This is a genomic window from Sphingobium sp. WR1 (assembly GCF_059693745.1).
Genome location: NZ_JCATID010000034.1, coordinates 1 through 23,405, shown reverse-complemented (window position 1 = coordinate 23,405; position 23,405 = coordinate 1). Strand labels below are relative to the sequence as shown.

General features: G+C 61.5%; 25 protein-coding genes and 1 tRNA gene. 21 read left to right on the top strand and 5 right to left on the bottom strand.

Going from position 1 to position 23,405, the window contains the following annotated elements:
- Nucleotides 1-459: 459 nt before the first annotated feature.
- Nucleotides 460-918 (bottom strand): hypothetical protein, encoded by a 459-nt coding sequence (locus AC58EF_RS25285; RefSeq protein WP_497279242.1) that lies wholly within the window; start codon nt 916-918, stop codon nt 460-462.
- A gap of 172 nt (nt 919-1,090) precedes the next feature.
- Here AC58EF_RS25285 and AC58EF_RS25280 point away from each other — a divergent pair, with 172 nt between their 5' ends.
- The 3 genes from AC58EF_RS25280 to AC58EF_RS25270 all read left to right on the top strand — a co-directional run bounded on the left by AC58EF_RS25280 (nt 1,091) and on the right by AC58EF_RS25270 (nt 4,278).
- Complete coding sequence (locus AC58EF_RS25280) at nt 1,091-1,762, top strand: spermidine synthase (protein WP_497279240.1); 672 nt, start codon at nt 1,091-1,093, stop codon at nt 1,760-1,762.
- Nucleotides 1,763-1,840: 78 nt separating this feature from the next.
- On the top strand, nt 1,841-3,469 hold the full coding sequence (locus AC58EF_RS25275) for an alpha-D-glucose phosphate-specific phosphoglucomutase (RefSeq protein ID WP_497279239.1): 1,629 nt from the start codon (nt 1,841-1,843) through the stop codon (nt 3,467-3,469).
- Nucleotides 3,470-3,594: 125 nt separating this feature from the next.
- Nucleotides 3,595-4,278, top strand: a complete 684-nt coding sequence (locus AC58EF_RS25270; protein WP_497279238.1) for a DUF2490 domain-containing protein — start codon at nt 3,595-3,597, stop codon at nt 4,276-4,278.
- Between the two features lie 12 nt (nt 4,279-4,290).
- Here the strand turns inward: AC58EF_RS25270 and purQ are convergent, their stop codons facing one another.
- Nucleotides 4,291-4,965 (bottom strand): phosphoribosylformylglycinamidine synthase subunit PurQ, encoded by a 675-nt coding sequence (purQ, locus tag AC58EF_RS25265; RefSeq protein ID WP_497279237.1) that lies wholly within the window; start codon nt 4,963-4,965, stop codon nt 4,291-4,293.
- Nucleotides 4,966-4,968: 3 nt separating this feature from the next.
- Nucleotides 4,969-5,202: a phosphoribosylformylglycinamidine synthase subunit PurS gene (gene purS, locus AC58EF_RS25260; protein WP_497279236.1), complete on the bottom strand. Its 234-nt coding sequence runs from the start codon at nt 5,200-5,202 to the stop codon at nt 4,969-4,971.
- A 163-nt stretch (nt 5,203-5,365) separates the two neighbouring features.
- Here purS and AC58EF_RS25255 point away from each other — a divergent pair, with 163 nt between their 5' ends.
- Complete coding sequence (locus AC58EF_RS25255; RefSeq protein ID WP_497279235.1) at nt 5,366-5,515, top strand: hypothetical protein; 150 nt, start codon at nt 5,366-5,368, stop codon at nt 5,513-5,515.
- Between the two features lie 201 nt (nt 5,516-5,716).
- On the opposite strand, the gene ettA is transcribed toward AC58EF_RS25255, so the two are convergent.
- Entirely contained in the window at nt 5,717-7,402 is a 1,686-nt protein-coding gene (ettA, locus tag AC58EF_RS25250) for an energy-dependent translational throttle protein EttA (protein ID WP_497279234.1), read from the bottom strand.
- A 103-nt stretch (nt 7,403-7,505) separates the two neighbouring features.
- Between ettA and AC58EF_RS25245 the strand changes: the two genes are divergently transcribed.
- The 14 genes from AC58EF_RS25245 to AC58EF_RS25180 all read left to right on the top strand — a co-directional run bounded on the left by AC58EF_RS25245 (nt 7,506) and on the right by AC58EF_RS25180 (nt 19,383).
- Entirely contained in the window at nt 7,506-8,879 is a 1,374-nt protein-coding gene (locus tag AC58EF_RS25245) for a M20/M25/M40 family metallo-hydrolase (RefSeq protein ID WP_497279232.1), read from the top strand.
- Nucleotides 8,880-9,035: 156 nt separating this feature from the next.
- Nucleotides 9,036-9,248: a hypothetical protein gene (locus tag AC58EF_RS25240; protein WP_325420833.1), complete on the top strand. Its 213-nt coding sequence runs from the start codon at nt 9,036-9,038 to the stop codon at nt 9,246-9,248.
- Between the two features lie 259 nt (nt 9,249-9,507).
- Nucleotides 9,508-9,584: transfer RNA gene (locus AC58EF_RS25235), tRNA-Pro, on the top strand.
- A 283-nt stretch (nt 9,585-9,867) separates the two neighbouring features.
- Complete coding sequence (locus AC58EF_RS25230; RefSeq protein WP_497279230.1) at nt 9,868-10,038, top strand: hypothetical protein; 171 nt, start codon at nt 9,868-9,870, stop codon at nt 10,036-10,038.
- 204 nt (nt 10,039-10,242) lie between these two features.
- A complete protein-coding gene (locus tag AC58EF_RS25225; protein WP_497279229.1) occupies nt 10,243-11,298 on the top strand; it encodes a hypothetical protein in 1,056 nt (351 codons plus the stop codon).
- A 909-nt stretch (nt 11,299-12,207) separates the two neighbouring features.
- Nucleotides 12,208-13,938, top strand: a complete 1,731-nt coding sequence (locus AC58EF_RS25220; protein ID WP_497279227.1) for a terminase large subunit domain-containing protein — start codon at nt 12,208-12,210, stop codon at nt 13,936-13,938.
- A 202-nt stretch (nt 13,939-14,140) separates the two neighbouring features.
- A complete protein-coding gene (locus tag AC58EF_RS25215) occupies nt 14,141-15,322 on the top strand; it encodes a hypothetical protein (protein ID WP_497279226.1) in 1,182 nt (393 codons plus the stop codon).
- A gap of 11 nt (nt 15,323-15,333) precedes the next feature.
- Nucleotides 15,334-15,645 carry a hypothetical protein gene (locus tag AC58EF_RS25210; RefSeq protein ID WP_497279224.1) on the top strand — a complete coding sequence of 104 codons (312 nt, stop codon included), beginning with the start codon at nt 15,334-15,336 and terminating at the stop codon, nt 15,643-15,645.
- 28 nt (nt 15,646-15,673) lie between these two features.
- On the top strand, nt 15,674-16,573 hold the full coding sequence (locus tag AC58EF_RS25205; RefSeq protein WP_497279223.1) for a major capsid protein: 900 nt from the start codon (nt 15,674-15,676) through the stop codon (nt 16,571-16,573).
- Between the two features lie 166 nt (nt 16,574-16,739).
- Complete coding sequence (locus AC58EF_RS25200) at nt 16,740-17,069, top strand: hypothetical protein (protein WP_497279222.1); 330 nt, start codon at nt 16,740-16,742, stop codon at nt 17,067-17,069.
- A complete protein-coding gene (locus AC58EF_RS25195; protein ID WP_497279220.1) occupies nt 17,066-17,539 on the top strand; it encodes a DnaT-like ssDNA-binding protein in 474 nt (157 codons plus the stop codon). The genes AC58EF_RS25200 and AC58EF_RS25195 overlap by 4 nt, the downstream gene beginning before the upstream one ends.
- Before the next feature lies 1 nt (nt 17,540).
- Complete coding sequence (locus AC58EF_RS25190; RefSeq protein ID WP_497279219.1) at nt 17,541-18,551, top strand: putative phage head morphogenesis protein; 1,011 nt, start codon at nt 17,541-17,543, stop codon at nt 18,549-18,551.
- A complete protein-coding gene (locus AC58EF_RS25185) occupies nt 18,548-19,021 on the top strand; it encodes a hypothetical protein (RefSeq protein ID WP_497279218.1) in 474 nt (157 codons plus the stop codon). The genes AC58EF_RS25190 and AC58EF_RS25185 overlap by 4 nt, the downstream gene beginning before the upstream one ends.
- On the top strand, nt 19,018-19,383 hold the full coding sequence (locus AC58EF_RS25180) for a hypothetical protein (protein WP_497279217.1): 366 nt from the start codon (nt 19,018-19,020) through the stop codon (nt 19,381-19,383). The genes AC58EF_RS25185 and AC58EF_RS25180 overlap by 4 nt, the downstream gene beginning before the upstream one ends.
- Nucleotides 19,384-19,457: 74 nt before the next feature.
- Here AC58EF_RS25180 and AC58EF_RS25175 read toward each other — a convergent pair whose 3' ends face one another.
- Nucleotides 19,458-20,174 carry a hypothetical protein gene (locus AC58EF_RS25175; protein ID WP_497279216.1) on the bottom strand — a complete coding sequence of 239 codons (717 nt, stop codon included), beginning with the start codon at nt 20,172-20,174 and terminating at the stop codon, nt 19,458-19,460.
- Nucleotides 20,175-20,595: 421 nt separating this feature from the next.
- On the opposite strand from AC58EF_RS25175, the gene AC58EF_RS25170 reads away from it, so the two are divergent.
- The 3 genes from AC58EF_RS25170 (at nt 20,596) to AC58EF_RS25160 (ending at nt 23,254) form a co-directional block, all read left to right on the top strand.
- Nucleotides 20,596-21,177 carry a recombinase family protein gene (locus tag AC58EF_RS25170; protein WP_497279215.1) on the top strand — a complete coding sequence of 194 codons (582 nt, stop codon included), beginning with the start codon at nt 20,596-20,598 and terminating at the stop codon, nt 21,175-21,177.
- Between the two features lie 551 nt (nt 21,178-21,728).
- Nucleotides 21,729-22,169 (top strand): DUF5063 domain-containing protein, encoded by a 441-nt coding sequence (locus AC58EF_RS25165; protein WP_497279214.1) that lies wholly within the window; start codon nt 21,729-21,731, stop codon nt 22,167-22,169.
- Nucleotides 22,170-22,849: 680 nt separating this feature from the next.
- Entirely contained in the window at nt 22,850-23,254 is a 405-nt protein-coding gene (locus AC58EF_RS25160) for a hypothetical protein (RefSeq protein WP_497279213.1), read from the top strand.
- Nucleotides 23,255-23,405 lie beyond the last annotated feature (151 nt).

The window sequence follows — 23,405 nt, the reverse complement described above, 5'->3', positions numbered from 1 at the left end:
CGCGCCTTCCTTGCCGGAACGCTGCACGCCGAACACACCGCGAACTGACCGAGCGGCTCCGCGAGGCAGGGGTGCCGATATGATGCCAGTCACGAACTTCGCTGGCAGATATCGTGAGCAGGCCGGTCCTGTTTGCAAGCAAGCGCGGATGATGGCGAGCATATTGTCATTTAGCGTGGGCAGCGCGGTTCGCCCGCTGTCATTCAATCTGAGCAGAAATCTGCGTTGTTTGCGAGCAGGGGACGCTACGTTTGCAAGCGCCTACACGTAGCCAATCATGCTCATCACGACGGATTTCCTCCAGTCTCACCCGTAGATGGCTGTTCGGTGCTTCGCACAAAGTTCTATAGGATGACGCAAAGGCCGACCACATTTTCTCAGTCGCAACAGCATCGCCCTTCACGATGCCTTTCCTCCGTTCCCGATCCTGAGGCCAGGTGTCCCTCGGATTAGCGGGCCTTAGCCGACCCGATCGACCATGTAGAAATCGCGCAGCGCCCGCGCGTCATGCAGGGCATTATGCGGTATGCGGCTGTTCGCCGCCGCGCTGAACCCCGCCGCGTTGATGAGTTCCAGCCGCAATCCGAAGTCGACCCCTGCCATCCGCCCCGGTCCCGTCACCAGCAAGGCGCAGAAATGCGCCAGATCCTCCGGCCAGTCGGCGATAATGATCGGATCGGGATCGCCGGCCAGATAGGCGGCAACCATGTCCGCCCCTTCCTCGCGACCCAACTCATGATCGATGCCCGGCGGCACATGGCGCAGATAGGGAATGACATGGGTCGCCACCCATGGCTCAATCTCGTCCGGCAGGGGCAGCGAGAAATAAAGTTCCTGGTCCCCATCCTCCGGCACCAGCGCCACGCTGATCAGCGTACCGCCAAAGCCATTGAATTCGGTGTCGAGAAAATAACGCATGAAAAAGAAATCTGCCTGTGCGGATTCGGGTCTGACGATGGCGGGCCGATAGCATCCGCCGGGCGGATCGGCCAAGGGTCGACCGATGCGCGCGACCGCCTGTAGCATTTGCGCGACGGAAGCCAAGCTGCCATGCGTCCCATCGCCGATCGTTTCTGTATGAAGGGGCATTATGACGCCGCGCGAATATCTGGGGTCCGCCGCCGTGCCGGGTGGGCAGGAACTGAAACTCTACCGGCGTGGCGGCGATTATATGATCGTCCTCGACCGCAATGAATTGATGAGCAGCCGCATGAGCGGCTCGGAAAAGCAGCTCGCGCTCATGACGATCGAGCGGCTGAAGGGGCGCAAGGCGCCGCATCTGCTGATCGGCGGATACGGCATGGGCTTCACTCTGCGCGCGGCGCTCGGCGCGCTTGACGCTTCGGCGCGGATCACCGTCGCCGAACTGGTGCCGGAAATCATCGAATGGGCGCGCGGCCCGATGACGGACCTCGCCGCCGGATGCCTGGACGATCCGCGTGTCACGCTGATGATGGACGATGTCGTCAACGTGATCGCGGCAGGCCATGGCAGCTATGACGCGATCCTGCTCGACGTCGACAATGGCCCGGACGGCCTCACCGCCGCCGCCAACGACCGGCTCTATAACCGGCAGGGCCTGGACGCCGCCCGCGCCGCATTGAAGCCCGGCGGCATCCTCGCCATCTGGTCCGCCGGCTCCGACGACGCCTTCACCCGCCGCCTGCGCAGCGCCGGCTTTTTGGTGGAGGAAGTCGCCGTGCGCGCGCGCGACAATGGCAAGGGCCCGCGCCATGTCATCTGGTTTGCACAAAAGCGCTGAACATGCAGTCCTGCGACAATGGCTTTTCCCGAGCCATATGAGATTTCCACCGACACGCTCTTTCAAAAGGATGCCGGAGTGATCCAGACCGTAACCACCACCCCCTTCACCGACCAGAAGCCCGGCACGTCCGGCCTGCGGAAGAAGGTGCGGGTCTTCGCCCAGCCCCATTATGCGGAAAATTTCGTCCAGTCGGTGTTCGACAGCCTGGAGGGGTTCGCGGGCGAGACGCTGGTGGTGGGCGGGGACGGCCGTTATCTCAACCGCGAAGTCATCCAGACGGTGCTGAAAATGGCGGCGGCCAACGGCTTCGGCCGGGTGCTGGTGGGCGCGGGCGGCATTCTTTCCACCCCCGCCGCCTCGCACCTGATCCGCGCGTCCGGCGCGTTCGGCGGCCTTGTCCTCTCGGCCAGCCACAATCCCGGCGGCCCGGACGAGGATTTCGGCATCAAATATAATATCGGCAATGGCGGCCCCGCGCCGGAGAAGGTGACGGACGCGATCAATGCCCGCTCGCTGACGATCGACAGCTACCGGATTCTCGACGCCGCCGATGTCGACATCGACGCCATCGGTACCAGCCAGCTTGGCGACATGATCGTGGAAGTGGTCGATCCGGTCGCGGCCTATGCCGACCTGATGGAAAGCCTGTTCGATTTTGCCGCGATCCGCGCGATGATCGCGAGCGGCTTCACTCTCGCCTTCGACAGCATGAGCGCCGTCACCGGCCCCTATGCGGTGGAGATTTTCGAAAAGCGCCTGGGCGCGCCCGCCGGCACGGTGATGAACGGCACCCCGCTTCCCGATTTCGGCCATCATCATCCCGATCCGAACCTAGTCCACGCCAAGGAACTTTATGACCGCCTGATGGCACCCGACGCGCCCGATTTCGGCGCGGCGTCGGACGGCGACGGCGACCGCAACCTCATCATCGGCCGCCATAGCTATGTCACGCCGTCGGATTCGCTCGCGGTGCTGGCGGCCAACGCCCATCTCGCGCCCGGCTATGCGGCAGGCCTCAGGGGCATTGCCCGCTCCATGCCGACCAGCGGCGCGGCCGACCGGGTCGCGGAAAGGCTGGGCCTGCCGCTCTATGAGACGCCCACCGGCTGGAAATTCTTCGGCAACCTGCTCGACGCCGGCATGGCCACCATCTGCGGCGAGGAAAGCGCCGGCACCGGTTCCGACCATGTGCGCGAGAAGGACGGCATCTGGGCCGTGCTGCTGTGGCTCAACATCCTCGCCGTCCGCAAGCAGAGCGTTGCGGAGATCATGGCAGACCATTGGGCGACCTATGGCCGCAATTATTATGCGCGCCACGATTATGAAGCCATCGCCAAGGACAAGGCCGACGCGCTGATGGCCGCGCTGCGCGGCAAGCTCGACAGCCTGCCCGGCACGTCCAACAGCGGCGGCACGGTGAAAAGCGCTGACGATTTCGCCTATACCGACCCGACCGACCAGTCGGTAAGCCGCAACCAGGGCGTCCGCATCCTGTTCGATGACGGATCGCGCGTGGTTTTCCGCCTGTCGGGCACCGGCACGGAAGGCGCGACGCTGCGCGTCTATATCGAACGCTATGTCGGCCCGGACGGCGACCTCGGCCTGGAAACCGCGACCGCTCTTGCCCCCCTGATCGCGGCCGCGCAGGACGTGGCGGATATCAGCGGCTTCACCGGGATGGACAAACCCAGCGTCATCACCTGACGCAACCCGCGCCCGCCGCCCCCGACACAAACTAACCGTCGGGAAACAGGATAGAAATGCACGCGCCCTAGGAAGGACGGGAAGCCGCATCGTCGGCACCTGTCCTTTTCATCTCAGGAAATTCCATGCGTCGCTTCGCTGTCTGTCTGTCCGCTTGCCTCGCCCTGCTCTCCGCCCCCACGCACGCCGCGACCAGCGAGGATGAGCAATTCTGGCTCAACCTGACCGCCATGGGGTCGATCAGGGACGAACTCGTCTATTTCGCGGAGGTTCAGCCGCGCATCGGCGACGGCGTCTCGCGCGTCGACCAATCGCTGTTCCGCGGCGCGCTCGGCTGGAAATTCTCGCCCTCGCTCACCCTCTATCAGGGGTTCGCCCATATCGTGGTGCCGATCGAGGGCGGCAAGGACGTCAATGAGGAACGCAGCTTCCAGCAATTGAGCTGGACGCTGGGCAAGCCGTGGGGCGGCGAACTTTCCTCGCGCACGCGGCTGGAACAGCGCTGGCGCTCGGACGGCGACGACATGGGCTGGCGCCTGCGCGAGATGATCCGCTACGAAAAACCGTTGAAGGCCGACAGCGACGCCGTGAACGCGCTGGCCTATGCCGAAGGCTTTGCGGCCTTGAACGACACCGACTGGGGCGCCCGCAGCGGCTTCGACCAGTTACGCAGTTTTGTGGGGGCCGAAATCGGCCTGCCCGGCGCGTCGACGCTGGAGGTCGGCTATCTGAACCAGATCGTCAACCAGCGTGCCGGCAACACGCGCGTCAACCATGTCGCGTCGGTGACGCTGTTTTTCCGGCATTGACCATACAGACGATCAGGCCCGCGCGAGCAACCCTTCGACCAGACCCTGGAACAGGCGCTTGCCGTCGGTCGAGCCATGGGCCGCCTCGATCACGCGTTCGGGGTGGGGCATCATGCCCAGCACATTGCCCGCTTCGTTCAGGATACCAGCGATGTTGCGGGCCGATCCGTTGACGCTCTCCGCATAGCGCAGCGCGACCCGGCCCTCGCCCTCCAGCCGGTCGAGCGTGGCGTCGTCGGCGAAATAATTGCCGTCATGATGCGCGACCGGGAAACTGATCGCCTCGCCCGCGTCATAGCGGCTAGTGAAAGCGCTCTGGGCATTCTCGACCGTCAGGGCGACGTCGCGGCAGACGAAATGGCCGCCGGCGTTGCGCAGCAGCGCGCCGGGCAGCAGGCCGCTTTCGGTCAGCACTTGGAACCCGTTGCAGACGCCCAGCACATAGGCGCCACGCTCCGCCGCGGTCGCCACCGCCTGCATCACCGGCGAGCGCGCAGCCATCGCGCCGGAACGCAGATAGTCGCCATAGGAAAAGCCGCCCGGCACGCCGATCAGGTCGAGATCGTCGGGCAGTTCGGTGTCGCGATGCCAGATCATGGCGGGCTTCGTGCCGGTCACAGCCTCGAACGCCACCGCCAGGTCGCGGTCGCAATTGCTGCCCGGAAAGACGATGACGGCGCTCTTCATGGCTCAGGCGACCTTTTCGATGCGGTAGTTTTCGATCACCGTATTGGCCAGCAGCTTGCGGCACATGGCGTCGATATCCTCGTCGCTGGTGCCGTCGGCCAGGTCCAGTTCGATCAGCTTGCCGGCGCGCACGTCGTTGATGCCGCCAAAGCCCAGGCCGTCGAGCGCGTGATGGATCGCCCGACCCTGCGGATCGAGGACACCGCCCTTGAGGGTGACGAAGATGCGGGCTTTCATGAGGTGCGGACTCCTTGGAATCGACGGATGCCGCGCCCGATGCGCGGGAAATGGCGTTGCGGCACCCCCTAGGCGCGACGGGCCGGGGAGGCAAGCCATTATGACTTTCTTAGCGACCATTGCGCTATTGTGACCGACGGGGTTGGGGAGCGCGGGGGGCGGTATGTCCGGGCTGGCATTGGCAATGTTCGTCGCGCTGTTCGCCTGGGGACAGCAGATCGTGGGCTATGAAGACCCGCATGGCAAGGTTCAGCTCGCCCTGCTTGCCACCTTCTGCTTCGGTCTGCTCATCGGATATCGCGCCAGCCGGTGACGGGTAGATCATGTTTCCGATGATTCCGTGGCCAAAAAAAAAGCCGATCCAAAAGGACCGGCCTGGAAAGTTTTTAGGAGAGGATGCCTGAAAGGCTCGCTCCCTATGTAATGTTAGCGCCACCATCGCAAGTGCGAAATCGCAGCGCGTGGTTGCAAAGATTGCAACCCTGTTACCGCGCCTGCGACGGGCCGCGTTCGATCAACGGGTGAGCTTCTTATAAGCCAGGCGCGTCGGACGGTCGGCCGCGTCGCCCAGACGGCGGCGCTTATCTTCTTCATAGGCCTCGAAATTGCCTTCGAACCATTCGACATGGCTGTCGCCTTCGAACGCCAGAATATGGGTGGCGAGACGGTCGAGGAAGAAGCGGTCGTGGCTGATGACCACGGCGCAGCCCGCGAAATTCTCGATCGCCTCTTCCAGCGCCGCCAGCGTTTCGACGTCGAGGTCGTTGGTCGGTTCGTCGAGCAGCAGCACATTGCCGCCGCGCTTCAGCATCTTGGCGATATGGACGCGGTTGCGCTCACCGCCCGACAGCTTGCCGACATTCTTCTGCTGGTCCTGGCCCTTGAAGTTGAAGGCGCCGACATAGGCGCGCGTCGACATGTCATGGCCGTTGACCTTCACATAATCCAGGCCGTCCGAAACTTCCTCCCAGACATTCTTCGATGCGTCGAGATGATCGCGGCTCTGGTCGACATAGCCGAGGCGCACGGTCGAACCGATGTCGATCTCGCCCGAATCGGGCTGCTCCTGGCCGGTGATGAGCTTGAACAGCGTCGACTTGCCCGCGCCGTTCGGCCCGATCACGCCGACGATACCCCCGGGCGGCAGCATGAAGGACAGGTCCTCGAACAGCAGCTTGTCGCCATAGGCCTTGGAAATGCCCTTGGCCTCGATCACCTTGCCGCCCAGACGCTCGGGCACCTGGATGACGATCTGCGCCTTGCCGGGCGCACGATTTTCCTGGCTGGCGACCAGCTGTTCGAACTTGGCGATACGCGCCTTCGATTTGGTCTGGCGGCCCTTGGGGCCTTGCCGGATCCATTCCAGCTCGTCGTTGATCGCCTTCTGACGGCCGGTGGCTTCGCGGTCTTCCTGCTCCAGACGCTTGGCCTTCTTCTCCAGATAGGTGGAGTAGTTGCCCTCATAGGGGAAATATTTGCCGCGATCGAGTTCCAGAATCCAGCCCACCACATTGTCGAGGAAGTAGCGGTCGTGGGTGATCATCAGCACCGCGCCGGCATATTCCTTCAGGTGGTTTTCCAGCCAGGTGACGCTTTCGGCGTCGAGATGGTTGGTCGGTTCGTCGAGCAGCAGGATGTCCGGCTTCTGAATCAGCAGGCGGGTCAGCGCAATGCGGCGCTTTTCACCGCCCGACAGATTTTCGACCGACCAGTCCGACGGCGGGCAGCGCAGCGCTTCCATCGCGATTTCGAGCTGGTTGTCGAGCGTCCAGCCGTCGACCGCGTCGATCTGCTCCTGCAACGTGCCCATTTCCTCCATCAGCGCGTCGAAATCGACGTCTTCCGGCGGATCGGCCATGATCATGCTGATCTCGTTGAAACGGTCCATCTTGTCCGCAATCTCGCGCGCGCCGTCCTTGACGTTTTCCAGCACCGTCTTGCTGGGGTCGAGCTGCGGCTCCTGCGGCAGATAGCCGACCGTGATATTTTCGCCCGGCCAGGCTTCGCCGCTATAATCGGTGTCGATGCCCGCCATGATCTTCATCAGGGTCGATTTGCCCGCGCCGTTGGGGCCGACGATGCCGATCTTGGCGCCGCGGTAGAATTGCAGGTTGATCTGGTTGAGCACCGGCTTCGCCGCGCCGGGGAAGCTCTTGGTCATGCTCTTCATGACATAGGCATATTGCGATGAGGCGGACATGGGTTCGCGCAGCTCCGAAAAGTCAGTCGTTGAGAAATCGGGCCGGAGTTAGCGGAGGCGGAAGCCATTGGCAAATGGGGGATGGCTGGGTAAGCCTCCATCCATGCAGAAAATCCGATCGGGCCAGCTCGCCGCCCTGCTCCTTGGCAGCATCCTCACCCCCGCCCTCTCCCACGCGGCGCCCGCCGACAGCGGCGCGATTCGGGACGCGGCGCTCAAGGACGATGTCGCCTGGGACTTCACCGAAGGGCTGACGACGGAGGTCGGCCCGCGCCCCGCCGGCACGCCGCAGGAAGCGCGCGCCCGCGACTGGGCGGTGGCGAAGCTCAAGGCACTCGGTTTTTCCAACGTCCGCGCCGAACCCTACACCATGCCGGTCTGGGTGCGCGGGAAGGAGGAAGCGCGCATTCTCTCGCCCTTCCCGCAGAATCTGGTGCTGGCGGCGCTGGGCAACAGCGGATCGACCGGCGACAAGGGGATAGAGGGCGAAATCGTCTATTTCCCGAGCATCGCCGATCTGGAGGCCGCACCCGAAGCCAGTCTGAAAGGCAAGATCGCCTTTGTCGACCATGGCATGAAGGCGACGCAGGACGGCTCCTCTTATGGCTATTTCGGCGCGGCGCGGCGGCAAGGCCCCAGCATCGCGTCGAGGAAGGGCGCGATCGCGATCCTCATCCGCTCGATCGGCACCGACCATCATCGCGTGCCCCATACCGGCGTGCAGATGTGGGCGGACGGCGTAACGCCGATCCCGGCGGCGGCGCTTTCGGTGCCGGACGCCGAGCAGCTCGCCCGCATCGTCAAGCGCGGCCAGCCGGTGAAACTGCACCTCACCCTCACCTCGAAAATGCTGAAGGACCAGCCTTCGGGCAATGTCATCGCCGAAATCCCCGGCAGCGACCCGACGGCGGGCGTGGTCGTCGCCGCCTGTCACCTTGATAGCTGGGACCAGGGCACCGGCGCGATCGACGATGCGACCGGCTGCGCCATCGCGGCCGCCTCCGCGCTTCAGGTCGCCAAGGCCGGCCAGCCCCGCCGCACCATTCGCGTGCTGATGGCGGGCGCTGAGGAAGTCGGCGGCGACGGCGCGCGCGCCTATTACAAGGCTCACGGGTCGGAAAAGCACGCGCTGGCGATCGAATCGGATTTCGGCGCCGACCGGATCTGGCGCGTGGATTTCAAATTGCCCAAGGGTCATGAGGCACTGTCGAAGCGCATTGCGGAGGCGCTCGCGCCGCTCGGCGTGGGGGCCGGCGCACAGGAAGCGGGCGGCGGCGCCGACATCGCGCCGCTCGTTAAGGCCGGCGTCCCTGTCATTGATTTGCAACAGGACGGCACCCGCTATTTCGACCTGCACCACACGCCCGACGATACGCTCGACAAGGTCGATCCCGCGCAATTACGGCAGAATGTCGCCGCCTGGGCGGTGACGCTAAACATCGTCGCCAATGCTTCAGAAACAATGAGCACTAACTGAACTTTTATAGTAGACAACCGCCCGTCGCGTGATTCTGCCGCTTCACCGACGCAGAAAAGCATTGATTTGTGCAGCGCACACGTTAATGCGGGTCGCTCGCGTAGGGTCACATCGTAACGTGCCAGACGCGGCATAATGCTATGGGAGCCGTACACAATGAAGAAGATCGCTGTTGTTTTCGCTTCGGCCAGCCTGATGGCCCTCGCCGCTTGCGGTGAGAAGCCGGCCAACGAGACCGCGAACGCTTCGAACGCCGTCGTCGAGAACGTCGTCGAAAACGCCGTCAACGCTGCGGACAACGCCGCGAACGCTGCCGACAACGCCGCGAACGCCGCGAACGTTGCTGAGAACGCCGCGAACGCGAAGTAATCTTCGCCTTAGCGAGATTCGAAGGGCGGGCCTGAAAGGGCTCGCCCTTTTCGTTTGCTTGTCCTCCGCGTGGGACAGCCGGGAACATCCCCCGCCCCTCCAGGGTTTTCTCTTCCGCCGAACAGGAGAGAAAATATGGGCAAGGGCATATTGCTATGGCTGCTGGGCGTTCCGATCCCGATTATTCTGCTTTTGTGGCTCTTCTTCCATTGATCGCCGATTGACGACGCGCGCTTTTCCCCGCTAAGGCCGCCGCATTCGGGGAGTAGCGCAGTCTGGTAGCGCGCCTGCTTTGGGAGCAGGATGTCGCAGGTTCGAATCCTGTCTCCCCGACCACACCCTAATTATGCCCATTTTACAAGGGCTTAAGGGGGATCCAAAAGGTCAAACTTCACAGTCGAACGTCACAGCCAAATACACAGTCATTTGGCGGTAAGTTGGCGATTCTGATGACGCTCGCCCGGCCATTTCGCCGCCGAACGAACGCGCCTGATCGCCGAGTAGATCAGCGGTCACATTCTCGCATTGTGTCAGGCGGCACACGTCTGGCGCGATGTTGCGAGACACAAACGGTTCGCCATATGTGTCCTGCCGCGCCATCCCGGCGCGGAGAAGCCCATTGCAAATCAATCGTTCCGACATGCCGCACCTTGAGGCGGCGGCACTCATTTTGCTGTCCGCCGGCCATGACCGAATTGCCGATGCGATCTATGCGGAGATTGAATCGGCCGCTTTGTCGTTTGATGAGCCAAATCAGCCGATGCTGAGGCTTGTGCATAGCGCCGACTAGCGACCTGGAGTCTCGCCGCAAGGTCGCGGCGATGTCAGGCGATTGAAATTTGACGATAAATCGGATATCTTACCCGCTGAAACGAAAAGAGGCCGCCAGCTTGCCCCGCCAGCGACCTCTTGAATTTCTTTTTGCAACCGGCCCTGCAAGGCCAAGCTACGGAGTAACCAAACCAATGAAATCTAACCAAATAGGCAAACCTCAATGACTGCCCCGATTCTAAGCGCTTCTGCCCAAAATATCAAGCCCCTGATCGCCGGCCCGGTCAATCCAGAGACGGGCAGGCGCTGGTCGCGCAACCGCAAGAATGCGATCTCCCCAGCCCATGTCGAGGTTGACGCCACCACCGGCCGTCTGACCTTTCACCGCTACTATGCGCGCTCCGATTGCTTCGGCGATCCTGTCGAGCGAGTGGCCGGCGCGCATGACGACCAGCTCATCAGCAAGCCGCGCGACGCCAGCCAGCACCAGGCCGATCAGCAGCCCTACGGTTGCGGCGGCTGTCCCTCGCACGATCTATGCGGCTTGATCGTGCGCCAGCGCCTCGCCCATAGCCCGACTGTCCAGCGCCTCAAGGCCAAGGTTGACGCCGAGACGACGCAGACCGGCGTTGACCTGCGCGCCACCCAAGCCCGATATCTGGCCCTTGGCGACTTCGCCCAGCACAATGCCGCGATCAAGCGGGCGAATGCAGATCGCCGCGCCCATCCGGCGTTCAAGGCCTTCGCGCAGGCTGTCGAGAGCCTGAACCTGTCCGACAATCGGCTTGAGGTGCGCAAAGCCAATCGCGCGGCCGACAAGAAAGGCCGGCGCACCGTCGCCCGCCAGAAGAGGAATGAATTGAAGCGCGCGCCGTCAGCGGCGCGAGCAATGAGGCTGGCCGATAATCTCTACATCGATCCGCAGGCGCGCGCCAACGCCGTCGCCATCGTGTCCGGCGTTGCCAGTGCGGTCGCGATCGACCGAGAGCGCCGCCGCATCGCCCGCGCGAACCTGTTGACCGACGCAGCGACACCGACCTCGCCGCTATGGCTCCGCAATCTCGACTTTGCCGCGATCGACATGACGGCCAATGTCTGGGCAGCCATGGATGCCTTGACCAGTGCGGGCGAGAAGATGACGAGCGCGGCGATTGCAACGCGGCTGATCGCGCTCAATCAGTCAAGCCTTTCGCTAGAGTCCCTTCGCCGACGTGTCACCGACACCCGCAAGCGCATCGGCAAACTGATCGCCGCCGGCATCTGGCCGGATGACTGCTGACCCCCGCCCACACCAAAACAGGGACATAACCCCCGCCCAAGAAAATCGCACTCTTTCACGCTTGGGCGGGGGTTTTGCCCCACCTTTTCTTTCCAGAAAATGTCGGAAAACCGCCATTTCTTGACTGCAAAACCCCCGCCCAAAAATGTGTCCCAGAATTTAGATATAATCATGACCACGTTTTAGCGGTTTCCCCAAAACTTTATCGCCGCAGGCGAAGCAGGGACGAGCGAAGCGAGCGCCCTGCCGGTCGGTCGCTACGCGCCCGACCCATGACATCAGACCTCAATAGGCTTGCCTGCCTAGCTTATGATCGGGCAGGCCCGATCATAAGCCTTCGCTCCGCTGCGCGTCGCTAGGCTTTAACGCCGGAGACAGTTGACCCACCCATCCCGGAGATATGCAGCGAGCGAAGAGGCGCAGCCGATGAGCGATGCCTGATCGCCAGAGCGCAGCGACGGCGATCGACTGAGAGGCAGAGCCCAGAGAACAATGAGCCTGCCTGACCATGGCACTGTCGCCGCTGCGCGTCGCCAGTGCGGCGACCTCCGCAGGCGTCGGCCGCTTGTATCTTCTGAGTATGAATGACCTGACAAATTCAGGGACACCACCATCCCGGCGTTCAGCGAAGCCAAGGCATTCTGCTATTCTAGCTTCGATGCAATTCCGGCCCGTCACCGGCGATAACCGGCCGCTACGCGGCCAGCCCCGCTCTATGGTCCCGTCCTCGCCGTCCCCGTCAGAAACGACCTTGGACTCTCGCCCATCATCGATCCCCACGGGCCATATCATCACCCTCAAGCCCGACTTGCCGCCGGCCTGAGCATCGCTCCTTGCATTTATGTAGTGATCGATATATAATTCCATCCGGGCAAATCGTTATCCACCTCACCGGACGATGCCCTAATTATGCCTGCTGCAAGCCCAGCCCAGACCAACCGCACCAACAAAGCCAACGTAACCAGCCTTGCCCAGATGATCGCCGGCTGGCGCAACGGATCGGCGGGGTTCTTCAAGTTTGTCGAGGAAGCCCAGCCGCGCGTGCCCGGCGATGGCGGCCAGCACGTCCCGTTCATGTTGGACGATACCATCCGCCAGCACGTCCGCGATGCCCTCGACAATCCCGACATCGCTGTTGCCTGCTTCAGCTACCCGCGACGCCATGGCAAAACCGCACTGACGGCGATGCTGATCGTCTGGCGATTCATCACGCGGATTAACGAAAATATCGCCGTCGTGGCAAATTCTGAGAAGCAGGTCGCATCCACTGCGCTCAAGCTGATTAAAGGCGCGTTCGAGCATACGCCCGTCCTGCGCCAACTGGTGACTGCTGGCCATATTGTCATCGGCGCTGACCAGATCAGCTTCCCGACCACCGGCTCGCTCATCAAGGGCTATAGCTCCAACCCGGCGGGGTTGTGGGGCGTCAAATTGACCGCCGCCCAGATCAGCGAAATCCACGCGGCCAAGGATGGCGGCGATCCGGTTTACGAGGCCCTTATCGGCTCGCTGCTGGATAGCGCGGGATCGATGCTGTTCATCGATAGCACGGTTTCGCCGCGCTCCAGCAAGCTCTATGAGTTATACCAGCTTGCGAACCACCCGACCGACCCCGACCCGTCAATCATGTTCGCGCATATCCAGTATGCCGACATTGACGAGTCCATCGCGAAGATGCCGCCGTGGATCAGCGCCACCAAGCTCCGCAGCCTCCGGCGGACGATGTTGCCTGGCAAGTTCGCATTGCTGCACTTGAACAGATGGGGCGACGCGGCCGGCGCGCTATTCCCGAGCGACGTTCTCGACCAGTGCATCGCCGAGAGCTACCCGCTCGACCTCGCGGCGCTCACCAACGGCGCGGCCAGTGTCGTCGGCATCGGCCTTGACCGTGCATTCGGCGGCAGTGCCCACGGCGACAAGACGGCAACCGCAGCCGTCGCCAAGATCATGATTGACGGCGATGAGCATATTTTCGTCCTGGACTCCGACGACGTCTTTCTGAGCCGCCTGAGCGCGATCAAGCGGCGCTTTGAGAGCTACCACCGCGCCTACGACGTGAAGCATGTCGGGATCGAAAGCTATGGCGGACAGGACGTTGCCGATTGGGCAGCAACCCAACCCTATGCCGCCGGCACTGAGACGATCCACCCAACGCGGCAGGCGAAATACAGCGCATTCATGCTGTTGTGGCAGGCAGCAGCCGAGGGCCGCCTACACATTCACCCGAAATTCAAACCGCTGATCGAGGAAATGCGCGTCTTCGAGGTGATTGAGGATGGCCGATCGGACACCGGCGGCGGCCAAGCATCGATCCCGAAATTCAGCCACCCTCGCGGCGGTCATGACGATTATCTTCATGCGTTAGTCTGGGCGGTCTACTCAATGCGCACCGTCAGCATGAACGCTTACGAAGTCGAGGGCATCCATTGCGGCGGTCGCGGTCCGGCGGTGATCCAGTGCGCATTGAACGGCGGCGGCAGCATCCCACCGTGCGCCGTGGCTTGCCGATCGATGCGAGAGGTGCAGACGCTTCATGAGAGGTATCTTGCCATCAAGCATCCCGGCTCCGAGCGCTTGGAACTGCCGGCGTTCATTCTGGAGAAGGTGACTAACACCGGCGCACACAGTCTGCCGCGATAGGCAACCGATAGGTTGCATTTTTCCCTAACGGTCACTACAAAATTCTGTTATAATGATGCCAAGTCGTAAGAGAGGAATGCCTTTGTTTGGGTTTGGCGCGTCCAATAGAGACGCAATCAAGATCGTATCTCGCCATGCCCTGCGCAAGGAAGTCACGAGTAAGCGTCTTCGCTACTACTGGGATGATAGCTGCCAAGATACCATGGACCTGATCGCGCGTCGCTTCGCCAATCCCGAACAATTCCGTATCTTCACCGTCAACATTGTTCGCGCTATCGCGGATAAGCGCGCTTCGACTTATCGCATCGCACCCCGTCGCAACTTCACGGGTATGGACCAGACTGCCGGTGATGAACTGTATAAGGCGATGAACGCCGACGCGGTTCTCAAGAAGGCCTCGCGCTATCTGGAAATCTGCAAGACGGTCGCCTTGCAGGTCGATTGGGACGAAGACACCGCCCGCCCGGTCCTGCGCGTCATCACGCCCAACAATCTCGACGTGATCGCTGCCGACCCGAACAAGCCCACGCGCATGATCGTCACCTATCCCGGCGAAAGTCGCGAAGATACGCGATATGCCGATTGGACCGCCAGCGGCTTCGCCATGCTCGACCACCGGGGCAGCACGATCGCCATGCCGGGCAACCCTTCCGGCACGAACCCTTACGGCGTTATCCCGTTCGTTCCTTGGTTCGACCGTCTTCCCGATAACGAATTCTTCCTGCCGGGCGGCGCTGATCTATTTGAGGCGCAGGACGCCATCAACGTCGGCCTGTCGAACCTATGGCGCGCTGTCGAAATGCAGGCGCACGGTCAGGCGTGGGCATCGGGCATCCCCGCGAATGAGGTTCTTAACTTCGGCCCTGACCGCGTTGTCGCCCTGCCTGCCAATGGCCAGTTCGGTTTCGCCAGCCCCAATGCCCCGATCTCGACCATCCTGTCGGCGATCGAATTTGTGTTGCGCGAAACCGCCGCGACCTATGGCGTTGGTTCCGACCTGTTCGACCTGAGCAAGGTTGCAGAGAGCGGCAGCGCCAAGCACGCCGGCCGGCTAGACCTCAAGGAAGTGCGGCAGGACCAGATTGCACAGGCCCGCACGATGGAGGCCCGCCTGTTCGAGACGCTGAAAGCCGTCGTCAACACACACGCGCCCGGCACGATCCCCGGTGACGCAACCATAGGTGTCGATTTCGCCGAGCAGCAGGACCAGCTTAGCGAGGCCGAGGCGCTGGATAATGCCCAGATCAAGACCGAGCTTGGCATCTGGTCGCCCGTCGATGTCCTGATGTCCGCGAACCCCGATGGCTATCCCGACCGCCAGAGCGCCTTCGCCGAACTGATGCGACGCCGGGATGAAGCCCAGCAGCTTTCCAATCAGATTTAAGGAATCCCGACATGACCACCGAAACCACCGAGCAGGCCCAGACCGAGCAGGAAGCCCAGCAGCAGCCGAACGTCACCGACCAGATCGCTGTCGCCGCCGCCGCCCTCCTTGCTGGCGTTCCTGCGCACCTCAAGGGCCTGATCCCCAATATCGATCCCGCCGACCAGATCGCATGGTTCAACACCGCGCAGGCCAGCGGCGCTTTCGATAAGCCCACCGTGCCCAGCACGAAAACGCCTGTCCCGGTTGTCAACGCGCCGGCCCCCGATGTCTCGACCTTGCCGGTTCATGCCCGCTTGGCCGCTGGCTACACCCGCAAGTAAATAACAAATTCAAGAGGATACCTGAAAGATGTTGACCCAGACCGAATGGGCCAAGCTCAACCCGAACCCGTTGCAGTCGGGCGTCGTCGAAATCTTCGCTTCGACCAATCCCGTGATGCAGTATATGCCGTTCAAGAACATCGCCGGCAGCGCCTACACCTACAACATCGAGCAGGCGCTGCCCGGCGTTGCCTTCCGTGGCATCAATGAGAGCTACGACGAAAGCACCGGCGTCATCAACCAGCTTTCGGAACCGCTCAAGATCATGGGTGGCGACCTCGACCTCGACACGGCGCTGGCCGCGTGGGACGTGGGCACGAACGACAGCCGCGCTATCCATGACAGCCTGAAGGTCAAGGCCATGAGCCTCGCGCATCTGGCGACTTTCTTCGACGGCAACAGCGCCGCCAACGTCAAGGAATATGACGGCCTCAATGTGCGCCTGACCGGCAAGCAGGTGATCGAGGCCGGCGATAACGGCGCAGCCCTGACCCTCGACATGCTCGATGATCTCGTGGACGCGGTTTCGGGTTCGCCGAGCATCTTGCTCATGAACAAGAAGACCCGCAGCCGCATTCGCCAGATCGCCCGCGCATCGGGTGGCCTGACGATCGCCAAGGATGACTTGGGCCGCGAAATCGACATGTATTATGGCGTGCCCTTCGCCATTGTCGAGGAAGGCGCAGACGGCAACGACATTCTGGGCTTCGACGAGACGGTCGGCACTGCCAGCAACACCGCGAGCATCTATGCCGTTCGCTTCGGCGCTGATGGCGTTTTCGGCGCGCAGACCGCACCGATCAGCGTCCGCGACCTTGGCGAAGTGCAGGACAAGCCGGCGCTGCGCACCCGCGTCGAACATTATTCGACGCTGGTGATCGAGCATCCGCGCGCCGCTGCCCGCCTGATGGGCATCACGCTCAACTAATCTAGCGAGCCGGGCGGGTTATCGCCTTTCACGCCCGGCAGCATGAGGCCGGCGGCAACGCCGGTGCGGACAAGTCGGCAAGTGTCCGCGCATTCAAAACAACACCGACAGCCGGCAGTCTCGTTTCTCCGAGACGTGGCCGGCACCCATTCCCAAGGAACCACCCATGAACGATCTCGCGCCACTGCTGACCGATACGATTGACGCATGGGTCAAGCCCTTCAAGCGCACCGCCACGGGCACCCCGATCAAGGGCGAAGTCATCACCTACGCCTGCCACATCACCTACGCGCCCGACGTGCGCCGCAGCCAAGTGCCGGGCGCATCCGCAACCGTCCTGACCGCACCGGGCGCGACCGTCTGGCTTGTCGACCATCCGGCGATCGTCGCGGTCGGCGATATCTTCACGCTGCCCGATGGCTCCGATCTCAAGGCCACCCGCACCGAGCGCCGCGACAACGCCGTCAACACCATCACGAAAGTCTTTCTGGCATGACCGACACGCCCGGCCTCATAATCGGCACGAACACATTCGCCGATCTCGACCAAGCGAACGCGATCGCATCCATGTCCCTGTTCAATGATCGCTGGAACGCGGCGGACGACGACCGCCGCACACGCGCCCTGATGACCGCAACGGCGATGCTGGACCGCCTGCCGTGGAAGGGCCGCCCCGCATCCGACGCTCAGCCCCTCGCGTGGCCCCGCGTGCCCTATCGCACCAGCCTGCCACAAATCGCCGCCGACATCGTTCCGGCGATCATCACGGCCACGGTCGAGCTTGCCATGCACCTGTTGACCCAGACCAGCACCGCAACCGGCCCGGCGGTGCAGCAGCGGATGCTTGGCGACAGCATGACGATGTATCAACCATACCAGCCCGACGAACTGCCCAGCAACGTGCGCCGCATCCTCGCGCCCTATCTGGAAGTGTCCAGCGGCCACAGCGCCAAGGTAACTTTCTGACATGGCCGTCGATCCCATTGAAGCGCTGGCACCGACCCACGCGGCAGACGTAACGCGCCTGCTGCAATCCGCGTCACAATCTGCCCTGGCATCGGTTGACCTCGACGCAATCGAGGCCATCTTGCTCGACATCAACGGCGACACCGCGCGCCGCCGGCTGGCCGCTGCCCTTGGGATCGACACCGACGACACCAGCCTCGCCGAGGCCTTCACGAACGCCTTCGCACTGCTGGGCACCATGATCGCGGCGGTAGCAGCGCTGGCCGCGTCCCGTTACCGCAGCACCACGAACCCAGCCGACACGATCATCATCCGTGCCCAGCAGGACGCCAACACGCTCGCCAAGGCCGCAGCCGACACCGCCCTCGCGATCTCCGCAGCCATTGAGCGCGCCATCTACTCGACCGCGAGCCTCCACGATCGTGCGCGCCAACTGCAAGATTCCATCGGCCTCACCATCAATCAGGCCAATGCCCTCGACGTCATGCGCCAGACGCTCGCCACCTATCTTGCCACACGCGTGCGCATAGCGCCGCGCACCACCGACATCAACGGCAACCGCATCCCGGCCGCACCATTCCGCGCCATCAACATCGATCGTCTGCTGCGCTCCACGGGCGGCATTCTGAGCGCAGCCCAGCGCGCCACCCTGACCAAAGCGATGCAGAATGTTCGCCTGACCCAGACCGACGCCGACGATCTACTGCGCAATCATGCTGCCGCCCTTCGCGACTACCGTTTTCGCGTCATCGCCAATCAAGCCGCCCACGAAGCGCAAGAGCAGGGGAAGCTCGCCGGCTGGCGCATCGCCCAGCGCCAAGGACGCCTCGACCCAGATGCTCGCCGCTATTGGCGCACCATGGAAGACGAGGCCGTCCGCCACGACCATGCCCTAGTCCCAACCATGAACCCCGCCGGCGTTGCCCTCGACCAGCCATTTCAAACGCCACTAGGCCCACGAATGACGCCACCCCTTGAAATCAACTGCCGTTGCAAAGCCGAAATCAGATGAGCGACACCCCGACCGCATACGAACGCGAGCCAGCCCATTCCCCAGAGGAACGTCTCTATCGCGCCATCTTTGCCCAAGCGATCAAGGATGCCAGCGGCATCGGCGTATCCAGCAGCACCGGTGGCAAAAAGGACGCATACGACCGCATAACCCAAGATGCCCGCGATTGGCTGACCAACAATTCCCCTGACTTCCGCACCGTCTGCGCCATCGGTGATATCGATCCCAACACCGCGCGCACCAAGGCAACCGAATTTGTCGCGTCCCTGCCACCCGTGGGCGAGAAGCCAAGCCAATCGAGCTACTACGACTTCATCCCGGCCCCCACGAAGCCCAAAACCCTACGCCCACAATCCAACTCTGCCCGCGCCGAAGCCGCACGCCTCAAACGCGCCAGCGAAACCCCGCAGCAGCGACAGGCCCGTCTCAACAAGCGAAACGCATACGAAGCATCAAGGAAAGCCGCATGAACCCCGTTCCCCTTCCCACGATCGACGGCCGCCGCCTCGACCTGCGCCGCCTGCCTGTCCAGCAATTCCGCCAGACCCTCCAAGACCTGACCGACCAACTTGCAAACCAGCCAACCGCAGCCGAGCGTCATATGCTGATGCAAGCCGCCACCCTCGCGGCGCTATGCGAGAAAGTGACGTTCGACATGCTGGAAGGCAAGGAAATCGATCAGGAACCCTATCGCCGCAACGTCGCGGCGTTGAACAATGTCCTCGCACGTCTGGGCATGGCAAAGGCAACCCGCGACATCACCGCCAAGGATCGCAAGCCCGCCGATGATTTTGGCTCTGCCCTGATTGAATTGAACGCGCGCCCGCAATGACCGATAATATGATGCGGAAAGCTGACGGGCGCAAAACGACCATTTTTCGCCGTCTAATATATGCTGCGACACTTTCAAAAGCTGACGCTCATAGTTGGGGCAAGGCTGGCGTCCCGCCGCGCAGCAAACTTCCATGCCGTGACGGCGATACTAGCGGTCAGGACCAACGTTGCAGCGGCAACGACGGCACCACACAACGCTAGAGCAATCGCTTCACCGACGTTCGTAGCGGACGACATGCTAGGCACGAGTTTGTTTACGCTACTAGCTGCGAACAACACCAATATCAGCGACCAACGATAGCCCTTCGTTGCCTTAACGATCCGCATCGGGCTTACCAACCGCGTCGAAATCGCCTGCGCTATCGGCCAAGCGGGCAGGAAAGCTACTAATAGCAAGCCTGCAAGAAACAACGCGATAACGGTCGAAATAGTCAGGCCGTCGTGAGCACCAGCGCCAGATGCATAAACCAGAACGGCCAAGCTAGATAATATCGGCACAAACGTAAGGATCGTAACGACTGTGAACTTGACGAAGCCAGCCACGGATGAGGGCTTCTCAACCATTGTCATTGTCGTAGCATATGCCGCTGCGAGCCAAGGCAATATGGCAACGGCTAGAAGGGCATAATTCCATTCGGAAAATTTCGCGCCAGCCCTCCATTGAACTAGGTCCGTGATAGCAGATAGCGCGCCCGCCATTGAGACGTAGATCAGTCCACGCTTAGGGACGGTGCCGAACTCGCCCATCGTCTGCGTGAAGAAGTCTTGGAATGTGGAACCGCCGGTCATTCACGAAACATGAACCACAACGCTTTGCACCGCAACCTAGGTTCTGCATCAGACGCTATGTCAGCTTCTGGGCATCTCACTGCGCCAAGCTGCCATTCCGCTTCCCACCCATAGTGGCAGAACGAACCACCTGCTGGCCGCAATATCATGCAAGAGGTGAAATGTGACCAATTGGTAGCATTTTACCCAGCTATCAGCAGCGCAAGCTCAGTTGCCACAATCCGCCATTTGGACCGTGGATCGCAAATCGTGGATCAATCCAGAACCCAGCACATCACCGGCGTTCCCGCCCGTCTCAAAAACGAACGATGGTGACACGCGGAGCTTTTGAGGTGTCAAAAATATCTTGATTTGACTATTGATACGTCTCATAAAATTCATGCCGTTTATGGCACGGTTAGCAGCCAACTAGGGACCAACAATGTCGCGCACCTTCGCCTACTGCCGCGTTTCCACCACTGACCAAACCACCGACAACCAGATGCTAGAGATTGCGGCGGCCGGCTTCACGGTCGAGCCGCAACGGATCATCACTGAGACGGTTAGCGGATCGACGGCGGCGATAGAACGCAGCGCCTTCGCTGTGCTGCTGCACAAGCTGGAAGCGGGCGACGTGCTGATCGTTACCAAGCTGGACAGGCTGGGCCGCAATGCGATGGACGTGCGCCAGACGGTCGAGCGCCTGACCGACATGGGGGTGCGGGTCCACTGCCTAGCCCTAGGGGGTGTCGATCTCACAAGCGCAGCAGGCAAAATGACAATGAGCGTTATCGTTGCTGTTGCGGAGTTCGAGCGCGACTTGCTGGTCGAGCGCACGAACGCCGGATTGCAGCGAGCCAAGGCAGCAGGGAAGGCGCTAGGGCGTCCCCGCAAGGCAAACGGCGCGGAGGTGGCAGCATGGCGCACTGAAAACGGCAAGAGCATCCCTGAGACAATGGAGCATTTCGGGATCAGTAAGGCCAGCGTCATGCGCTTCTGCGCTGCACATAAGGCAGCAGCCTGACACCAGCACATCACCGGCGATGGTAGGGGAGGGCAGGGCCTAGGCGCAGCAAGCGCGAGGCTTTCGCAATCATAGGCGAATGTCGTTGCTGCGAGTTAGTTGCAACGAATCACTTGAGCGAATCGGGGTCGGGCGAAGGGCCGACCTCAATTTGGTGTCAAGCGCGCCCCGCGCCCTCACCGCTTCGGAAATGGATACCGCGCCACACGAACTACCGGCCGGTCCGCACGCGACCATTGTTGCCATCCGCTCAACCGTTTTCGCATCCCGAAACCGGTCAGAGATAGGTTGTCCAGCGGCAAGGTTCGAACTTGCAATCTGCCGAGGCAGGGCGGTTGTGACCGGCGGGTCTACCAATTCCCCAACGCTGGACGCCTATCCTCTATGCAACGATAGCCGAATTGCCAAGCGCCGGTCCCCAACGACCAGTTTTTGCCGGTCTATGCGTTGCATCGATGGCCTGACACTGGACATTCTCGGTCGCAGAACTTTTCGATCCAAGCTACATTCATTGCATGTTGCCACCGAATATAACCGCAGCCCAACGCTTCGTGGACCTTGTCACGACATGCGAAAGCCCATCCATCGAAATGCTTTCGCGGCGTCTGGATGAGCTTGCCCTGAGCTATCACGACACGCCTCACGGTGATCCTGATGAGAGTGATGAGCGACCAGCGGCCGGAGATCGTGTTGAACATACAGATATTGGCCTGCGTTTCCCGACCCTTGGTTACTATGGTTCTGCCGATCCCAACGAGGTTCCGGGCGAAGCTCTTGTCGGTGATGCCATTGACGATATCATGGACATAACTAATGATCTGAAAGAGGTGTTATGGCGATTTAATCGATTTGGCCCTGATGACGCCCATTGGCATTTCCGGTTCCTATTTCAGGTCCATTGGGGTGAGCATCTTAGAGACCTCGCCCGCTATCTCCATTCTCGTCTCCGCTTTGGGGAGGAAGAACCGTCGCCTAAACGTCGGCTAACTTAGCCTGCTTTCCTAAACACGACAGTCAACAACCCACCCCTGATCGCCGCTCATCCCGCCGATCGGTGCGGGGCCTGCCCGATAGCTGCCTGTCCGCTCTTGGGCCGAAAAGCTGCCGGGCGCGAAGCGACCAGAAATTGCCTTAAAAGCAGGACTGACCGCTCCCCGGTTGCAGACGGTCAGCTATGCTGCGAAACTGTGTCCATGATCGGCAAGTGGTTCAAGCGCGTTAAGCGACATTCTCTGTCGCAGCCGGGTATCCCGTGGCCAGACCTACCGCAAGACGGGTTTATCACCGGTCGATCCGCTCGCGTTGGCGATGTGGATCGAGGGGAGGCGATTTTCAGTCAGCGGACCGATGAGTGGTCAGCCGCAGCTTATCCGATTACCATACCGCAGTATGCATTTTGGAGGGACGAAACCGGATCAACGGTTCCGGTAATCGTAGTTCAGGCTGAGCGTCACATCGCGGACGCTGATGGTGAACCTATCCTTGGCCTTCGCACCCTCGAAGGTGAGAGCATCGTTGCGTCTGGGGATGAGGTGGAATTCTTGGGAACAGACCTGCCAATCTGAAATCGACCATTCTTTGCCATTCGTGGTCGCTTTTCCGGCGCCTCAAACCAGTCACTTCATGGGGGGCGGAATTTGCAGATGGCCTGTTGATCACGCATAGGTGTGAGATGCGCGGTCCTTCAATAGCCTTACTGCTCCTCTCCTTGATGTCGTGCGCACCACCTGTCGAAGCGCCGAAGTCAATGTGTCAAATCCCGCGCGGGTTTCCGGGCTGGTGGGGCACTTCGGTGCGGTGGAAAGGCATCCTTATCGGCACATTCGAGCACGGCTTTGCGCTTGTCAGCACTGAGTGCAGTCGAAGAGGCATCACCATCATGTTTGGAAATAGACGTTTAAGCGACCAATTCTACAGCGCGCTCTACCATCCCGGAATTTCGAGCGAATTGATCGAAGCTGATTTTACTGGGAAAATAACGAGGCGCGGATTGCTGATAAATGAGATACATAACCTGCGCACCCGACGCATCAGTGATGAAGAGGAAAACGCCTTATTCAAGGCGATAGGCTTTTAGCGGCTCGCCATAAATCGACTATTCTTGGTCACTCCGCCAGATTATCCTCATCCCTGAAGCCAGACACTCATTCACAGCTCGTGTCCCACGGGGTGGTGTAGGTTCGCCGGCGTAGCCATGGCGATCTCCGGCTAGAGCCGGGTTGATCATG

Excerpts from the sequence above, each read along its gene's own strand:
- AC58EF_RS25160 (WP_497279213.1), top strand. The coding sequence starts at position 22,850 with ATGCGCGGTCCTTCAATAGCCTTACTGCTCCTCTCCTTGATGTCGTGC.
- AC58EF_RS25255 (WP_497279235.1), top strand. The coding sequence starts at position 5,366 with ATGTCCGGGCTGGCATTGGCAATGTTCGTCGCGCTGTTCGCCTGGGGA.
- AC58EF_RS25205 (WP_497279223.1), top strand. The coding sequence starts at position 15,674 with ATGTTGACCCAGACCGAATGGGCCAAGCTCAACCCGAACCCGTTGCAG.
- AC58EF_RS25280 (WP_497279240.1), top strand. The coding sequence starts at position 1,091 with ATGACGCCGCGCGAATATCTGGGGTCCGCCGCCGTGCCGGGTGGGCAG.
- AC58EF_RS25200 (WP_497279222.1), top strand. The coding sequence starts at position 16,740 with ATGAACGATCTCGCGCCACTGCTGACCGATACGATTGACGCATGGGTC.
- AC58EF_RS25210 (WP_497279224.1), top strand. The coding sequence starts at position 15,334 with ATGACCACCGAAACCACCGAGCAGGCCCAGACCGAGCAGGAAGCCCAG.
- ettA (WP_497279234.1), bottom strand. The coding sequence starts at position 7,402 with ATGTCCGCCTCATCGCAATATGCCTATGTCATGAAGAGCATGACCAAG.
- AC58EF_RS25185 (WP_497279218.1), top strand. The coding sequence starts at position 18,548 with ATGAGCGACACCCCGACCGCATACGAACGCGAGCCAGCCCATTCCCCA.
- AC58EF_RS25180 (WP_497279217.1), top strand. The coding sequence starts at position 19,018 with ATGAACCCCGTTCCCCTTCCCACGATCGACGGCCGCCGCCTCGACCTG.
- AC58EF_RS25240 (WP_325420833.1), top strand. The coding sequence starts at position 9,036 with ATGAAGAAGATCGCTGTTGTTTTCGCTTCGGCCAGCCTGATGGCCCTC.
- purS (WP_497279236.1), bottom strand. The coding sequence starts at position 5,202 with ATGAAAGCCCGCATCTTCGTCACCCTCAAGGGCGGTGTCCTCGATCCG.
- AC58EF_RS25170 (WP_497279215.1), top strand. The coding sequence starts at position 20,596 with ATGTCGCGCACCTTCGCCTACTGCCGCGTTTCCACCACTGACCAAACC.
- purQ (WP_497279237.1), bottom strand. The coding sequence starts at position 4,965 with ATGAAGAGCGCCGTCATCGTCTTTCCGGGCAGCAATTGCGACCGCGAC.
- AC58EF_RS25195 (WP_497279220.1), top strand. The coding sequence starts at position 17,066 with ATGACCGACACGCCCGGCCTCATAATCGGCACGAACACATTCGCCGAT.
- AC58EF_RS25270 (WP_497279238.1), top strand. The coding sequence starts at position 3,595 with ATGCGTCGCTTCGCTGTCTGTCTGTCCGCTTGCCTCGCCCTGCTCTCC.
- AC58EF_RS25215 (WP_497279226.1), top strand. The coding sequence starts at position 14,141 with ATGGACCTGATCGCGCGTCGCTTCGCCAATCCCGAACAATTCCGTATC.
- AC58EF_RS25220 (WP_497279227.1), top strand. The coding sequence starts at position 12,208 with ATGCCTGCTGCAAGCCCAGCCCAGACCAACCGCACCAACAAAGCCAAC.
- AC58EF_RS25175 (WP_497279216.1), bottom strand. The coding sequence starts at position 20,174 with ATGACCGGCGGTTCCACATTCCAAGACTTCTTCACGCAGACGATGGGC.
- AC58EF_RS25285 (WP_497279242.1), bottom strand. The coding sequence starts at position 918 with ATGCGTTATTTTCTCGACACCGAATTCAATGGCTTTGGCGGTACGCTG.
- AC58EF_RS25225 (WP_497279229.1), top strand. The coding sequence starts at position 10,243 with ATGACTGCCCCGATTCTAAGCGCTTCTGCCCAAAATATCAAGCCCCTG.
- AC58EF_RS25245 (WP_497279232.1), top strand. The coding sequence starts at position 7,506 with ATGCAGAAAATCCGATCGGGCCAGCTCGCCGCCCTGCTCCTTGGCAGC.
- AC58EF_RS25190 (WP_497279219.1), top strand. The coding sequence starts at position 17,541 with ATGGCCGTCGATCCCATTGAAGCGCTGGCACCGACCCACGCGGCAGAC.